17 protein-coding genes are annotated in these 14,876 nt (G+C 63.7%); 5 read left to right on the top strand and 12 right to left on the bottom strand.

Translation table 11 applies throughout. The annotated features are described in order from the left end of the window. A partial coding sequence (locus Q7C30_RS02260) for a transposase (RefSeq protein ID WP_317870508.1) occupies nucleotides 1–247 on the top strand: 247 nt, incomplete at its 5' end. Nucleotides 248–454: 207 nt separating this feature from the next. On the opposite strand, the gene sctL is transcribed toward Q7C30_RS02260, so the two are convergent. From sctL to Q7C30_RS02295, 7 genes are all read right to left on the bottom strand, one after another. Further along, entirely contained in the window at nucleotides 455–1,051 is a 597-nt protein-coding gene (sctL, locus tag Q7C30_RS02265; RefSeq protein ID WP_317870511.1) for a type III secretion system stator protein SctL, read from the bottom strand. Further along, nucleotides 1,029–1,622 carry a type III secretion protein gene (locus Q7C30_RS02270; protein ID WP_317870512.1) on the bottom strand — a complete coding sequence of 198 codons (594 nt, stop codon included), beginning with the start codon at nucleotides 1,620–1,622 and terminating at the stop codon, nucleotides 1,029–1,031. Before Q7C30_RS02270 ends, sctL begins: the two co-directional genes overlap by 23 nt. Next, nucleotides 1,619–2,494 carry a type III secretion inner membrane ring lipoprotein SctJ gene (sctJ, locus tag Q7C30_RS02275; protein ID WP_039580501.1) on the bottom strand — a complete coding sequence of 292 codons (876 nt, stop codon included), beginning with the start codon at nucleotides 2,492–2,494 and terminating at the stop codon, nucleotides 1,619–1,621. The genes Q7C30_RS02270 and sctJ overlap by 4 nt, the downstream gene beginning before the upstream one ends. A gap of 14 nt (nucleotides 2,495–2,508) precedes the next feature. Beyond that, complete coding sequence (sctI, locus tag Q7C30_RS02280; protein ID WP_039580498.1) at nucleotides 2,509–2,880, bottom strand: type III secretion system inner rod subunit SctI; 372 nt, start codon at nucleotides 2,878–2,880, stop codon at nucleotides 2,509–2,511. 46 nt (nucleotides 2,881–2,926) lie between these two features. After that, complete coding sequence (locus Q7C30_RS02285; protein WP_317870513.1) at nucleotides 2,927–3,844, bottom strand: type III secretion protein; 918 nt, start codon at nucleotides 3,842–3,844, stop codon at nucleotides 2,927–2,929. 58 nt (nucleotides 3,845–3,902) lie between these two features. Further along, a complete protein-coding gene (locus tag Q7C30_RS02290) occupies nucleotides 3,903–4,112 on the bottom strand; it encodes a hypothetical protein (RefSeq protein WP_029612820.1) in 210 nt (69 codons plus the stop codon). A 94-nt stretch (nucleotides 4,113–4,206) separates the two neighbouring features. Further along, nucleotides 4,207–5,133 (bottom strand): sigma-54 dependent transcriptional regulator, encoded by a 927-nt coding sequence (locus Q7C30_RS02295; RefSeq protein ID WP_295488499.1) that lies wholly within the window; start codon nucleotides 5,131–5,133, stop codon nucleotides 4,207–4,209. Between the two features lie 411 nt (nucleotides 5,134–5,544). Between Q7C30_RS02295 and hrpB the strand changes: the two genes are divergently transcribed. Beyond that, a complete protein-coding gene (gene hrpB, locus Q7C30_RS02300) occupies nucleotides 5,545–8,073 on the top strand; it encodes an ATP-dependent helicase HrpB (RefSeq protein ID WP_317870514.1) in 2,529 nt (842 codons plus the stop codon). Between the two features lie 25 nt (nucleotides 8,074–8,098). Here hrpB and Q7C30_RS02305 read toward each other — a convergent pair whose 3' ends face one another. The 3 genes from Q7C30_RS02305 to Q7C30_RS02315 form a co-directional block, all read right to left on the bottom strand. Next, on the bottom strand, nucleotides 8,099–8,284 hold the full coding sequence (locus Q7C30_RS02305) for a hypothetical protein (protein ID WP_317870516.1): 186 nt from the start codon (nucleotides 8,282–8,284) through the stop codon (nucleotides 8,099–8,101). Nucleotides 8,285–8,465: 181 nt separating this feature from the next. Then, nucleotides 8,466–8,975, bottom strand: a complete 510-nt coding sequence (locus tag Q7C30_RS02310) for a hypothetical protein (protein WP_317870518.1) — start codon at nucleotides 8,973–8,975, stop codon at nucleotides 8,466–8,468. 106 nt (nucleotides 8,976–9,081) lie between these two features. Further along, the gene (locus tag Q7C30_RS02315; RefSeq protein ID WP_039580487.1) at nucleotides 9,082–9,738 is read right to left on the bottom strand and encodes a membrane protein; all 657 of its coding nucleotides are present in this window, start codon (nucleotides 9,736–9,738) and stop codon (nucleotides 9,082–9,084) included. A 150-nt stretch (nucleotides 9,739–9,888) separates the two neighbouring features. On the opposite strand from Q7C30_RS02315, the gene Q7C30_RS02320 reads away from it, so the two are divergent. The 3 genes from Q7C30_RS02320 to proS all read left to right on the top strand — a co-directional run bounded on the left by Q7C30_RS02320 (nucleotide 9,889) and on the right by proS (nucleotide 12,898). Next, nucleotides 9,889–10,629: a DUF2076 domain-containing protein gene (locus Q7C30_RS02320; protein WP_317870519.1), complete on the top strand. Its 741-nt coding sequence runs from the start codon at nucleotides 9,889–9,891 to the stop codon at nucleotides 10,627–10,629. Between the two features lie 105 nt (nucleotides 10,630–10,734). Then, nucleotides 10,735–11,214 carry an NYN domain-containing protein gene (locus Q7C30_RS02325; RefSeq protein ID WP_039580479.1) on the top strand — a complete coding sequence of 160 codons (480 nt, stop codon included), beginning with the start codon at nucleotides 10,735–10,737 and terminating at the stop codon, nucleotides 11,212–11,214. A gap of 193 nt (nucleotides 11,215–11,407) precedes the next feature. Then, nucleotides 11,408–12,898 (top strand): proline--tRNA ligase, encoded by a 1,491-nt coding sequence (gene proS / locus Q7C30_RS02330; RefSeq protein WP_317870521.1) that lies wholly within the window; start codon nucleotides 11,408–11,410, stop codon nucleotides 12,896–12,898. A gap of 8 nt (nucleotides 12,899–12,906) precedes the next feature. Here the strand turns inward: proS and Q7C30_RS02335 are convergent, their stop codons facing one another. Both Q7C30_RS02335 and Q7C30_RS02340 read right to left on the bottom strand, forming a co-directional pair. Continuing rightward, nucleotides 12,907–14,133 carry an MFS transporter gene (locus Q7C30_RS02335; RefSeq protein WP_317870522.1) on the bottom strand — a complete coding sequence of 409 codons (1,227 nt, stop codon included), beginning with the start codon at nucleotides 14,131–14,133 and terminating at the stop codon, nucleotides 12,907–12,909. Beyond that, nucleotides 14,120–14,872, bottom strand: a complete 753-nt coding sequence (locus Q7C30_RS02340) for a class I SAM-dependent methyltransferase (RefSeq protein WP_116889310.1) — start codon at nucleotides 14,870–14,872, stop codon at nucleotides 14,120–14,122. The genes Q7C30_RS02335 and Q7C30_RS02340 overlap by 14 nt, the downstream gene beginning before the upstream one ends. Nucleotides 14,873–14,876 lie beyond the last annotated feature (4 nt).

The following is a 14,876-nucleotide window of genomic DNA, read 5'->3' on the forward strand; positions in this document are numbered from 1 at the left end:
CGGACGCAGACGCTTGACCAAGCGCGGCTGCTCAGAAGTGCGCCGACTCTTGCACAACGCCGCCATGTCCGCTAGCAAGACCGAGGCTTGGAAGGAGGTCTATGAACATTATCGGAGTACAGGTAAGGCAACCACTCAGGCGCTGGTCATCCTGGCCCGAAAGCTGGCCAGAATTGCATTCGCCTTGATGAAGACTCAAGGCGAATACGTGAGCAAAGGCGGCAAAAAGCATTGCCCACAACCATAGAATCTCCCACCAAGATTGCGCTCGCTTCACTTCTTGGGCACGGCATGCGACACCGGGTGATCGTGCATTGGCTGTTCATCCGCAGCGCATGATTTTCAGAATCCAGCGTGGCTTTTGTGGGAGCGGCCTTGCGCCGCGATCGGGCGCGAAGCGGCCGTCAAGTCAGTCATCGCGGGCGTTCAGGATGATCGCGAGGCAAGGCGGTTCCTACAGAGGAGCGGTGCTGGATGACGGCACCGGCATGTGCAGCGCTTGCACGGTGCTCGGCCAGTCGAGTTGGAAGGTGCCGGCGGGGGTCTGCAGCCTCAGTTGGTGACGGTCCATGCCGGCATCGGCCACCGGTGTCCAGGGCTGCGCGGCCGTATTGCCGAGGCTCCGGGTCAGGTTCGTCAGGTCGTCAGGATGACAGTGCAGGGTGGCACTGGCCGACTCGCGCTGCCCGCTGGCCAACTGGCGCACCAGGGCGTCGATGCGCGCCGGTTCCGGCACCTCGTCCAGCAGCGCGCGCAGCGCCTCGTTGACCAGCCGTGCTGCGCTGGCTTCGATCTGCTCCCACATGGCCTGGCGCTGTGCTTCCCAGGCGGCGAGCGCGGCGTCGGCGTTTTCCCAGAACCGCGCCTGGGCGTCGAGCCGCTCGGCCTCGGCCAGGTCACGGGCCTGCTCGAGCACTTGCGCGGCTTGCTCCTGGGCCTGTTCGATGACCCGTTGCGCCCGACCGCAATCGACCAGGGTTTCGCGGGCGATGCAGGGTTGCAGCAGGCCTTGAGCGGTGGGGCGTAGTTCAAGCGAGCGACGGGCGAGCATCGGGTGTCTCCGTGTCGTGAGCGAGCGGGGTGATGGGCGCTGGGCGTTGCCCGGTCCTCCAGCAGACCGACTGCCACAGCGTGTCGAGCCTGGCGGCTGGCGGCTGCGGCGTCGCCCAGCGCTCGAGGGCCTCGACCCTGGCGCGGGGGAAGGCCAGGCGTGCGCGTTGCCAGGTCGGCTCACCCAGCCAGGCCCGCAGCAGCACCAGAGGATCCTGGTCCGGTTCGAGCCAGTGTCCGGGGCGCAGCGCCTTGGCCGTGCGCTCGCACCAGGCGCGGTCCTGCGTCGACAACGTCGGGGCTGCCGAGCGCGGTGAGCAGGTGGCGGCCACCAGTTCGCAGGCCAGCGTCAAGGTGGCGGGCGTACACAGCAGGGCCTGCATCGCCGGGTTCGGTTCGGGCGGCATGCACGGCGTGATGCCCAAGCCCTTCGCCAACGCGGCGTGGTGCCCACGGGCGAGGGCGTGCAACTGCGAGGTGCTCAGTTGGTCGAGGCCGGGTGGCTGCCAGTCGATGGCGGCCAGTTGCCAGGCGTGGTGCCACCAGTGAATCCAGGTCAGCGCCGCGCTCATGCGGCCGAGCCCTTGTCACGGGGGGCAGCGCCCGCGGGTTTCACGGCGAACAAGGTGGCTGCTGGATTGCCCGGTGCGGTGCCGGGTCGGGCGAGCTTCTGTTGCAGCGCGCGCGGCAGCGTCAGGGCACCTGTGCGCCACAGTCGGTAGAGTCCGTAGCCGACCCCCAGCAGCAGGCTCAGCAAGACGATGCCGGTCACGACCATCACCGTTCGCCAGTAGCCGACGTCTTCGGCTTTCATCAGGAACGGCCCGAACGGCGCCATCTCGCGCCGCTCCTGATAAGGCAACGTGGGCACGAACACCACCGACAACTTGCTGGTGTTATGCGCCGCGTCGGCCATGCCGGGGATGCCGCTGGCGATCAGGTTGCGCACCCGTGGCGTGATGCTGTCCGGGTCCAGCGCGCCGGTGTGCTTGATGAACACCGAGGCCGACGCCGGCTGCACCGGCTCACCGGGCGCGACCCGCTCCGGCAGGACCACATGGACGCGGGCGAGTACCACGCCGTCGATCTGCGACAGGGTCGATTCGAGCTCCTGGGACAGCGCGTAGATGTAGCGGGCGCGTTCCTCCAACGGCGTGGAAATCACCCCTTCCTTACGAAAGATATCGCCCAGGCTGGCGCGTGAGCGCCGTGGCAGGCCGGCCGCTTCGAGCACGCGCACAGCGCTGTTGAGGTCGGCAGGCGCGACCAGGACGCTCATGCCGTCCTTTTCCGTGCGCTTGCTGGCCTGGATGTCGTTGTCCGCCAACTGCGCGATCACTTCATTGGCATCCTGCTCGGAGAGACGACTGTGCAGCGTCGAGCGCTCCTCGCAGGCGGTGAGCAGCAGGCACAGCAACAACGTCGAGCAGGCGCGCATGAACATGGCCGGCAACTCCTTCACTGGAGGTTGGTGAGTTTCTCGATGGCCTGGGAGCCCTTGCTGACCAGCTTGGCGGTCATCAGGCTTTCCAGGTGGAACGACGACAACGAGCGGTTCGACTGCAGCATGTCCTGCGGGTCGGCGGTGCGGATGGCCTTGACCAGATCACGGTTGGCGCGCTCGTCCAGACGCTGCAGTTCGCCGGAGCGGCTGGACAACGAGTCGATGATGCGGGCTGCGACGTTGTTCGGGTTGTCCGGCGCGGGCGGCTTCTCGCGCATCTGCGCACTGAACCAACTGACATCACTGGTCTCGGCGCTGGCCTGCGGCTTGGCGCCGGTCTTGCTGGTGGCGGCCAGTTGCTGGGTATCGACGGCTTGGATTTCCATGGGTGTCTCCAATCGGGTTGGGGCGTAGCGAAAAGGGCGCGGCCGTTCAGGCGCACATCAGCCGCAGCACGTTGCGCGCACTGCCGGTCACGCTCAGATGGAATTCGACGGCCTCGCGGCTGCGTCTGACGCGGCGGCGCGCCAGTGGGGCCTGCCCGGCGAGGCGGGCCAGTGCCAGGTCCAGTTGCTCCAACGCCAACTGGAACAGCCGGACTTCGCGATCCTGCAGCGGCGTGCCCAGGGCGATGCGCTCGGTCCAGGTGCCGGCGTGTCCGTCGGCGGCGGCAGGCGACGGGTAGCGTTGCGGGTGTTGATCCATGAAGCCTGCGACTTCGAACAGCAGGTCCTGATCGTCCGAGGCGTACTGCGCCTGGCCAGTACGGTCGTCGAGGTCCAGCAGCACCAGCAGCTTGCGTCGACCCAGCAAGGCGATGAGCCTGAGCAGCAAGCGCAGACTCGCGCAGCTGCGGTCCAGCGCACCGCCGCTCTCCCAGGCGCTGAACAGGGCGCCGCAGAACGGGTTGTTGGCGCTGCCGAAATCGCTCTGGTTGCCAATGTCGTTGTCACCCAGCGGCGGCCTGCGCGGGGCGAGCATCTGCGCCAGGTCGCCGAGCAGGTCTTCATCGCAATAGGCGTCGTCGATGTCCACTTCCAGGTTCTGGCCGGTACCGCCGTTGATTTCTTCCAGGATGTCCGTGAGGACCAGGTTCAGCGGACTTTGCGTGGGCAGCGCCAGGTCCTGCTGGGGCGGTTGCCAGGCCAAAGGCGAGCGCCCGCCTGCGCCAGCATGTTCGGCGCCCCAGCGCAGCAGCGACTCCTTCAGTCGGCCGCTGCCGGCATGGCGGGTGACGTGCTCGGTCAGCGCATCGGCCACGCGCTGGGTGACCGAGTCGCGGCGCGGCGTGTGGGCGTCAGGCAGCAGGGCAGCAGGGGGGCGAAGGCTGTTCAGCCGATCGATAGGCATGGGTCTGATCTCATCGCGCTCGAAGAGACCCCGCCGCAGCGGGGCTTGAAGCGGGTCGTCAGAAGCGTATGTTCTTGGACGCCTCCCCCATGGCCGTGATGGCCTTGGTGGCGCTGTCCATGGACTCGGCCGAGATGGCGTTCATGGTGTCGGCGACCAGTTTCTGCTGGTCGAATTGGGATTTCATGGTCGTCATCGCGGCCGAGGTCGCATCCATCTGCTGCATGGCCGCCATGGAGGCCGCAAGAGAAGCTCCACCAAAACTCATAGTCGTGTCTCCGGATCGGTTGAATGGCGAGACGCGTGTGACTGTCTCGAAACCTGGGTGGCCGTTCAGCTACAAACGGTTCCACGCCGGCCGCTCAGTTCGTCGAAATTTCCAGGCACTTCATCCGGTAGTAGAGCGTGCGCCGGGCGATGCCCAGCTCAGCGATGACGGTGTCGATATGGCGGTGGTGACGGCGCATGCAGTCTTCGATGAGCACTTTCTCGAACTGCTGCAACTGCTCTTTCAGGTTGAGCGTGGCGCTGCTGCAACGCTCCGCCAGTTCAGCGCGCGGTAGCGGCGGCAGGCCGAGCACGTAGCGCTTGGCAGCCGATTGCAGTTCGCGGATGTTGCCCGGCCAGGCATGGCCGACCAGGTGTGACAGCAACCCCGGCGAGGGGGCCAGGTAGGGCCGGTCCAGGGCGGCGGCTTCGCGCTTTACCAGTGACAGGAACAGCGGCACGATGCGTTCCCGACGGCTGCGCAGGGGCGGCAGCTTGAGGCTGACGATGTTCAGCCGGAAGTACAGGTCGCGGCGAAACTCTCCGCGTTCGACCATCTCTGCCAGCGGGCACTGGGCTGACGCGATCACCCGCATGTTCACTGGAATGCTCTGGGTCGAACCCAGCCGCTGGACGGTCCGCGATTCCAGCACCCGCAGCAGCTTGGCTTGCAGCGTCAGAGGCATGCTGTCGACTTCGTCCAGGTACAGCGTGCCGTTATGCGCCGCCTCGACGAACCCCGCGCGGCTCTGGCTGGCGCCGGTGAATGCGCCGGAGTTGGCCCCGAACAGTTGGCTTTCGGCCAGGCTCTCGGGAATGGCGGCGCAGTTGATGGCGACGAACTTGCCGGAGCGCCCGGACATGCGGTGGATCTTTTCCGCCAGCGTGTCCTTGCCCGTCCCGGTTTCCCCGCGTAACAGCACGTCGACCATCAACGGGGCGACGCTTTGGGCAAAGGCCTCAAGGTTCAGTGCATCCTCTTTATAGGTCGTGGAAAGTGCAGCGCAAAGCAGCTTCGGCATCACTGACGACTCCATTCTTGTTCTCATCGGAGGTCGGTAGATTCTCGATCAAGGCACGTGGAAAACTCCCGCGCCGCGGCATGACCGACTTCAGACCCATCCCGGCTTGCTACGCAGGCTTAGAGATTTGCATGAAAAAAAGTTCATGGGCTCTAACGCAGAAGTTCAACGTTTCAGCTAAACGGTGCAGCACATGGCTTTCACGAAAAACTGACGTTTTTTTCGCATTTGCACCGTCATTCGAGCTAGGTCATTGAAATAGCAAGGAATAAAAACCAATTGACCATATCTTGACTGATTGGTCACTTATGTGACTGCGCCGCTTGCCGAGTACATGACCGTTGGTCACTTTCAATGAAGCAAATGCCCTCGGTCGATTCGATATACTCCTGCGCTTGTTCGGGAGACCTTATGCCACCGCTGCCAATCGATGCCGCCTTGCCGGCCCTTCTCAAAGCCCTTCAAGCGCGTGACGAGGTAGTGCTGCAAGCCCCGCCAGGCGCGGGCAAGACCACCCGCGTGCCGCTGGCGCTGTTGAATGAACCGTGGCTGGCCGGACAGCGCATCGTCATGCTCGAACCGCGCCGCCTGGCGGCGCGGGCGGCGGCCGAGCGTTTGGCCAGTGAGCTGGGTGAGAAGGTAGGTGAGACTGTCGGCTACCGAATTCGCCTTGAAAGCAAGATAGGCCCGCGCACCCAGATCGAGGTGGTCACCGAAGGTATCCTCACCCGTCGCCTGCAGGCCGATCCGGCGTTGGAGGGGGTGGGGCTGTTGATCTTCGACGAGTTTCACGAACGCAGCCTGGATGCCGACCTGGCCCTGGCGCTGAGCCTCAACGGCCGCGAGCTGCTGCGCGACGATCCGCCGTTGAAGATCCTGCTGATGTCGGCGACGCTCGAAGGCGAGCGCTTGTCGCGCCTGCTCGACGACGCGCCGGTGGTGAGCAGCGAAGGGCGCATGTACCCGGTGGATATCCGCTGGGGCAGGTCGTGGCAGTTGGGCGAGTTCGTCGAGCCACGCATTGTCGATTGCGTACAGCAGGCGCTGGCCGAGCAGCCCGGCAGCCTGCTGGTGTTCCTGCCCGGTCAGGCTGAGATCCGGCGCGTGCATCAGGCATTGCAGGCGGCGCTCGGCGAGCGTCGCGACATCCTGCTGTGTCCGCTGCACGGCGAGCTGGACCTCGACGCCCAGCGCGCCGCCATCGATCCTCCGCCGACGGGCCAGCGCAAGGTGGTGCTGGCCACCAACATTGCCGAGACCAGCCTGACCATCGACGGCGTGCGCGTGGTGATCGACGCAGGACTTGCTCGGGTGCCGCGTTTCGATCCCGGCAGCGGCATGACCCGCCTGGACACCCAGCGCATTTCACGCGCCAGCGCCACGCAACGTGCCGGTCGGGCCGGCCGTCTGGAGCCTGGGGTGTGCTATCGCCTGTGGTCCGAAGCGCAGCATGAGCAGTTGGCTGCGCACGGCAGCGCAGAAATAGTGCAGGCCGATCTGGCTGGACTGGCCCTGCAACTGGCCCGCTGGGGCGTGGCGCCTGAGCAACTGCGCTGGCTCGACCAGCCCCCGAGTGCGGCCTATGCCCAGGCCCAGGACCTGCTGGTGCGGCTCGGCGCCTTCAAACCTGACAGCCGCGAGGCACTCGGCGCCCACGGCCAGGCCATGGCCGAGCTGCCGGCCCATCCGCGCATCGCCCACCTGCTGTTGCGCGGGCAGCAACTGGGGCTGACCGACATGGCCTGCGAGGTGGCCGCACTGCTGGGCGAGCGCGATATCCAGCGCGGCGCTGGCGCCGACCTGCACACGCGCCTGGCGCTGGTCGGCGGCGCGCAGGTGGCCGAGCGTGCCAGTCGCGGCGCCGTGCAGCGGGTCCGCCAATTGGCGCGGCAATACCGTGGACTGCTGCGCGGCAAGGCGGCCAATACGGTCGCCGACCCTGACCATCCGCGTTGGCTCGGCGCGCTGCTGGCGTTGGCCTATCCGGACCGTATTGCCCGTCAGCGCCGCGAGGGGGGCGCCGAGTACCGGCTGGCCAACGGTCGCGCGGCGCTGTTCGCTGAAGTCGATGCGCTGATGAAGTGCGCCTGGCTGGTGATTGCCGAGCTGGGCAGTCGTCAGGGTCAGCGCGAGGAGCGCATCTACCTGGCCGCCGAGTTCGATCCGGGTTTGTTCGAGGACATTCTCGCCGAGCAGGTCGAGGTGGTCGATGTGCTGGAGTGGGACGAACGCGAGCACGTGTTGCGCGCCGAGCGCCAGCGCAGGGTCGGCGAGCTGGTGCTGGCCACCCAGGCGCTGCCGGGTCTGGATGACGAGGCCCGGTCGCGGGCGCTGGTCGGCCTGGTGCGGCGCAAGGGACTGGCGTTGTTGCCGTGGAATCCCGAGCTGCGCCAGTGGCAGGCCCGTGTGGCACTATTGCGTCAGCTGGATCTGCAACACGATGGGGTCAGCCAATGGCCCGACCTGAGCGACGACGCCTTGCTGGCGAGCCTCGAAGACTGGTTGCAACCCTACCTGGGCAACGTCTCACGGCTGAGCCACTTCGCTCAGTTGGACCTCTCGTCCATCCTGCGCAACCTGCTGCCCTGGCCCTTGCCGCAGCGCCTCGACGAGTGGGCGCCGGTGCACCTGTGCGTGCCGTCGGGGTCGAACATCCGCCTGGACTACAGCGAGCAGCCGCCGATTCTCGCCGTGCGCTTGCAGGAGCTGTTCGGCCTGGCCGACACGCCGCGCATCGCCCAGGGCCGTCAGCAGGTCAAGTTGCACTTGCTGTCGCCGGCTCGCCGGCCCGTGCAGGTGACCCAGGACCTGGCCAACTTCTGGCGCACCACCTATGCCGAGGTGAAGAAGGATCTGAAGGGACGTTACCCCAAGCACTACTGGCCGGACGACCCGCTGGTCGCCGAGGCGACCGCGCGGGCCAAGCCCAGAAAGTCCTGAACCCGCGCCGGCCGTGCCGCCTCACTCAGAAGCTGTACGCCACCGACATCAGCGTCCTGCGCTCATCGCCCACGGCCTGCGCCAGACCTGCGGCGTAATAACGGCGGTCGAACACGTTCTTGAGGTTGAACGCGGTGCGCCACTGGTCGTTGCTGTCGCAAAGCAGGCTGTGGACCTGCAGCGCGGCCTTGCTGTTCTCCGACAGCGGCATCCCCCCTCGAAGGTGCCCTGGCGGTAATCATGGCTGCCACAGCTCATGCCCAGGGTGGCGAAGGCCTCTGGCTTGGGGCGCAGTCCGTTGAGGCATAGGCAGTCGGAGGCCACTGGGGCGCGGAGGGTCACCGCGCTCCGGCTGTCCTGAATAGGCGCTCGTCCTGTACGACGCTCTGGGTTCAAGCCTGGCGCAGGACGAAGGTCTGCACCTGGCCCTCGAGGGTGTTCAGCCACTGCGCCCGCTGGCCGTTACGCATTGTGTTGCCTGGCCGTATCCCCACCCGCTGTCCGAGGTGGTCTCGCAAGTGGCAGAGCAAGCCCGATTCGTCCATCGCTAGCGGCTCGATTTTCCAGGGCTCGGTCACGTCAGCTACCCAGTAGAACCCCAGGAAGCCGTTGATGCTTATGCCAAGGCGCTTGGCCGAGCCCTGGCCGCTGCTGTCGCGGGGTGGACCCGGCAGGGTGATGTCGAAATACAGTCTGTCGGTGCTGCTGTGGCGAAACACGAAGTCCATGGCGGGGCTTTGTCCATCGCTACCGACCTGCAACCAGCCATCTTCGGCGATGCCGGTCCAGCTGAAACTGTCGTCCGAGCGGCTCAGGCGCAGGGGCTTGAGGCCGCGCGCACTGTTGAGATAAAGCTGGGCGCGCAAAGACCGGCCATACAGGGCGAGAATGTCTGGATGCATGGTGAGCGGCTCGGAGGAGGGATGAGGCCCCAGACTAGGGGGCCGCCCACCGAGGCGGCAGGGTCAAAAGCTTCAACCTGTACCCCACCTGCACAGCGTCGATGAATCACGCGTGAGCCTTGTCCTCCAGCAACATGAACAGCCGGTACAGCACCACGCTGCTGAACAACTGCAGGAAGCCGCTGAGGCTGTCCAGCGCCAGTTGCACGCCAGGCTGCGGCTCGGGGAAGGCCATCAGCAGCAGGCCGTCGAGCAGCCACAACGGCGCCAGTACCGCCAGCACGCACATCAGGATGCGCAGGAAGTGGCCGGTGGTCATGCGTGCGCTGGTGCGCATCGACTCGATCACGGGCAGGCCGCGCAGTACCAGCAGGTATTCGGCGAACACCAGGTTGATCATGATCCAGATGCCGGGGAACACGAACAGCGCCAGGCCCGCCATGATCAGCAGCGAGCTGATCAGGATGAGCAGGGCCAGGGCTGGCCACAGCTGCACGGCGCGGGCGAACAGATCACGCTTGCGGGTGTCCAGGCCCTGGCTGCGGGTGTCCAGATAAAGGATCAGCGCGGCGCTGTACAGCGGGTAGAACAGCAGGCTGACCAGCATGCCGTAAGCCGGCGAGGCGCTGTCGCCCATCTGGCGATAGAGCAGTTGGGTGAACAGGGCTTCGAGCACCACCAGCGGCAGGCACAGCTGCACGATGCTGGTGAAGTGGCGGCGGAAGAAGTACAGGGAGTCACGCAGGATGGTCAGCGGGTTCATCGGTCCGGATCGCAGGAAAAAAGCGGTGCATCACTTTAGCCCAGCCGCGCCTGCCTGAAAAAACTTTCATCGCTCCGGCGATTGAATCCGTCGCTTGCGCGCCCCATCTTTGCAGGTGTCCGATGTTCCGCATGGCCCACGAGGTAGCCCATGAACACTGAAGAGCAAACCCTGATCGACGGCTTGTTCATCCGCATCAAGCAGGCCGAGGATCCGCAACAGCCGCGCGACGCTCAGGCCCAGGCGCGTATCGAAGAACACCTGCGCCAGCAACCGGCGGCGCCGTACTACATGGCCCAGGCGATCCTGGTGCAAGAGGCGGCGCTCAAGCAGCTCGACGCCCGCGTCAAGGACCTCGAGGCCCAGCTCAAGCAGGCGCGCGAGCAGGCGCCGGAAGCGTCGCGCAGCAGTGGTGGCTTCCTTTCCAGTCTCTTCGGCAGCAGCCCGCGCAGTCCCGCTCCCGAGCCGCAACGGCCAGTGGCACCGCCTGCGTCTGGCGGTGGCTGGCGCGACCCGGCACCGGCCCCGCAAGCCTACGCCCAGCCGCCGCAAGCCCAGGCCCAGGCGCAAGGCTTCGGTGCGGCGCCTGCACGCAGCGGCGCCAGCAGCTTCCTTGGCGGCGCCATGCAGACGGCGGCCGGGGTGGCGGGCGGTGTACTGCTGGCGCAAGGTATCAGCAGCCTGTTCAACCACAACTCGCAGCCCAACGAGGTGGTCGAGGTGATCCATGACGAACCGGCGCCGGCCAGCGACACCAGCGGCTGGAACGATCAGGACAGCCAGCGCCAGGTCGCCGACGACAGCAGTTGGAACACGGATCAGGGCGGCTACGTGGACAGCGACTACGACAGCGGCGGCGGCTTCTTCGACGATGACGACACCCTCGTCTGAGCCTCAGGCATACTGACGCGAATTCCAGGGGCGCCCAGCGCCCCTTTTTTCGCGGCGCCAGGCCGCTGCCACGATTGAGCGCATTGCAGCGGGAGCGGCTGCCAGTTGAAAAAGATCGCACTGTTCGCCGACGTCCAGAACCTCTACTACACCGTGCGCCAAGCCCATGGCTGCCACTTCGACTACAGCGCGCTGTGGTCGCAGGTCAGCGCCCAGGGCGAAATCGTCGAGGCGCTGGCCTATGCCATCGACCGCGGTGACAGCAAGCAGCAGCAGTTCCAGCAGATCCTGCGCAACCTGGGTTTCGAGGTGCGCCTCAAGCCCTATATCCAGCGCAGCGACGGCTCGGCCAAGGGCGACTGGGACGTGGGCATCACCTTGGATGTGTACGAGGCCGCCAGCCGAGTCGATTTGGTGGTGCTGGCCTCCGGCGACGGCGATTTTGACCAGTTGCTGGAGCGGGTGATGCGCCGTTTCGGTGTGCAGACTCAGGTCTATGGCGCGCCGGGCCTGACCGCTCTGTCGTTGATCAGGCAGGCGACACACTACGTGCCTATCGAAGGCTGTCTGCTCAAGCGACATTGATCACGTCGCAGTTTTGGGGGCTGTTTTCATAGTGCAGCAGCAGGTACGGTTCCCGAACAGATGGGCCGATCGAATTCGTGGTGTGTAAACACACTTCGCTGAAATACGCGATGCAACTGTGAAGTGGCGCTCTGCCGCAGCGCGTCTATGCTGATGGTTTTACATTCCAAATCATCTGCTATGTAGAGCCTGTATGAAAACTGCAATCAAACCTACGCGAGCCGAGAACTTCCCAGAGTGGTATCAGCAAGTCGTCCTGCACGCTGAGATGGCTGAGAATTCGCCAGTAAGGGGTTGCATGGTCATTCGACCCTGGGGTTATGGTATTTGGGAACATATTCAGCAAGAACTGGACAGGCGTTTCAAGGAGACGGGCCATGTCAATGCTTACTTTCCGTTATTGATTCCATTGTCGTTTCTGCAAAAGGAGGCCGATCATGTCGAGGGTTTCGCCAAAGAGTGCGCAGTCGTCACCCATCATCGTCTCGAGCAGGACGCAGAGGGTGCTCTGGTCGCCGCCGGTGAACTCGAAGAGCCGCTGATCATCAGGCCGACCAGCGAAACGGTGATAGGCGCCTCATTTGCTCGCTGGGTACAGAGTTATCGGGATCTGCCACTGCTGATCAATCAGTGGGCCAATGTGCTGCGCTGGGAAATGCGGCCGCGGATCTTCCTGCGAACTTCGGAGTTCCTGTGGCAAGAAGGCCATACGGCCCATGCATGCAAAGAGGAGGCTCTGGAGGAAACTCTGAGAATGTTGAATATCTACGCGGACTTCGTCCACGACCACCTGGCGATTCCGGTCATCAAGGGCCTCAAGTGCTCCTGGGAGCGCTTTCCTGGCGCGGTCGATACCTACACCATCGAAGCCATGATGCAGGACGGCAAGGCGTTGCAGGCGGGTACGTCGCATTTTCTGGGGCAGAATTTCGCTAAAGCTTCCGATATCCGCTTCATCAATCGCGACGGTCAGCGAGCATTCGCCTGGACGACCTCCTGGGGGGTGTCCACACGAATGATCGGCGCAATGATCATGACGCACGGTGACGACGATGGTCTGCGGGTTCCACCCAAAGTGGCGCCCGTGCAGATAGTCATCGTGCCCGTCGTTCGCGATGAGTCGGACAGACAGTCGATCCTGGAGGCTTGCGACGTACTGCGCTCGCGACTGTCAGCGCAGCGCTGGGACGATCAGCCGGTACGAGCGCTGGTGGATAAACGAGAACTAAGCGGTGCGGACAAGAAGTGGTACCACATTAAACGAGGTGTTCCGATACGGGTTGAAATTGGCGCCAGGGAAGTTCTGGCAAGCACCGTGTCGTTAAGTCTTCGGACCGAGCCCAAAGAGGTTGAAAGTTCGACAGTCGAACACTTTATCCATAGCGTAAGTCAGCGACTTCAAGGGATACAGGACCGGTTATTGGAACAGGCCAGTCAGCGTTTACTGGAGCGGACGATCACTGTAACTTCATTGAGCGATTTCAAGCGAGCGTTCGAGGAAGAGCAGCAGACTGCGCCATTCGTACTGGCGCCTTTTGTAGATCATCCTCACGTAGAAGAGGGGCTCTCAGGCATGGGCGTCAGTGTCCGTTGTCTGCCCCTGCAACAAACAGGCGATACACACCATTGTTTATTCACTGGGCAACCGACCAAGACAATGGCGCTATTTGCCAAGTCCTACTGAACCTAGGCTCACCGTCCGTCACCGTGCTCGTCGACGAGTACGGTTGGGCGGATTTTCCGACTGTGTCGCAGCAATATACCCCCGCCTGTGGCGAGCAATGTCAGAAGATAAATCAACAGCCAGATCGGGCTTGCCTGAGAAAGGATCAGCCCGGCCACCAGCGGAGTGGAAGCGGCACCCAAATACGTTAGATTCTGCGAGCTGTAGTAGGCCCCGGCCCGGTGTGCCGGCGCGATCTCAGTGATGAACAGAAATTCGACAGGTTGCACGATGATTTCGCCGACGGTGAATATCAGCGTGAACAGTATCCATCCCACCAGTGTGCTGGACGTGCCGAAGCCAACGAGCCCAATGGCAAAGGCCGCCAGGCACAGTCCGATCCAGCGCGCGAAATGTTCAACTGAGACGTGACGGCCCAACACATATTGCAAGCAGGCGGACGTCAGCGCGTTAGTGATGAAGACGACATTGATGATTTCGTACATCTGCTGGACCGAGTAGCGCGTCAGCAGATATTGGCCGATGTAGAGATGAAACTGGCCAAACACGCCTGCGAGCAAGATAGTCGCCAGCGTGTAGGTCAGTAATGTTCGGTCTGCGACCATGCTCCTGAGGGTCGACCGCATCGTTTCCTCGGGGGCGGAGTCGTCGCTGCCAGAGTCGCTTGGCTGCCAGGGGAGAAAGATTGCAGCCATCAACAGTGAAGCCATGACTGCGCACAGTAGTAGCGGATTTCCGCCGAGGCTGTGCAACCAAAGGCCCATCAATGGCCCGACGGCGTAGGCGATGTTGGTCAGGCTGTACTTCACCGAGAGGACGCCTGCCGTCTGATGCGCACCGAACCAGCGAGCGATGCACAGACGCACCGCAGTCTCCGAAGCCAGGTACGCCAGGTTCAGGATCAGACACAGCATGAACGCGACGATCAACGAGTCGCACAGTTGCAGTCCCACATAGGCCGCGCTTTGCAGCAGGGGTGAAAGTACGATCACCCACTTGGGCCCTAGCCGATCGGTCAGCGCTCCCGCCACTAAGCTCACCAGTGAACTGAACAAGACAAAGCCAGCGATGAACAGTCCTATTTGGTCCACTGCGAGGCCGAAGTTGACCTTCAAGTACACCAGGAAGTAGGCCATGAATGCGGCACGCGCCAATGTCGGCAAGGCCGACAAAGGAACGATCAATCCACGGCCGTGAAACAGCGACGCAAGCGCCAGAGGTTTAGATAACGCCATGGACGACACGCGTTGAGTACCGAAGCGATACTTGACCTTGCACCTGGAATTGACGATGAAGCGCTTGCAGGGCTGCAATCGCAGCTTCGTACTCGGCGGTTCCCGGCAACGCGGCGTACGAGCACGACAAGGTTCTGTCGATGAATTCATCAATTCCCAACTGCTGGGCATTGGCAAATCTGCGTTCTTCGAACTGCCCAGCGTAGAAGTCGTTCACGCGGTCCTCGAGTTCCCGGTCGATCTCGAGCGTCTGTGCATAGTGCTCGAAGCTCTGTGCGAGCATGGCTTCATAAGCGATATGGAAGGCGTCGTGGTCAGGGCTTCTGATGTTCCACGCCAGTATGACCGGTCCGCCGACGTTCAGGATTCGGCGAAACTCCTCAGCCGCTCGCCGAGTATCGAACCAATGGAAGGATTGCCCGCACACAATTGCACGGGCCGAGCCTGGGGCCAGTCCGGTGTCTTCGGCAGATCCCTGTCGATAGTCTGCGTTCTGGTCACGGTCACGCGCTTGAGCGAGCATCTGACTATTGGGTTCGATGCCGATCATGGGGAGCCCTAAAGCGCCAAGCTGGCGGGTGAGAATACCCGTGCCTGCACCGATATCGACAATCGGTAGCGTGGACAGGCGTGGAACGCAGTGATTGATCCACGTGATCGCGGCACTGGGGTAGAGCGGTCTTGCGCGCTCGTACACGTCAGTTTTGCCGTTGTAGGACTTCGCCAATGAGAGGGTCATGGGT

Origin of the sequence: Pseudomonas sp. RAC1, from assembly GCF_030658255.1 — a bacterium.
Lineage (GTDB): Bacteria > Pseudomonadota > Gammaproteobacteria > Pseudomonadales > Pseudomonadaceae > Aquipseudomonas > Aquipseudomonas boreofloridensis.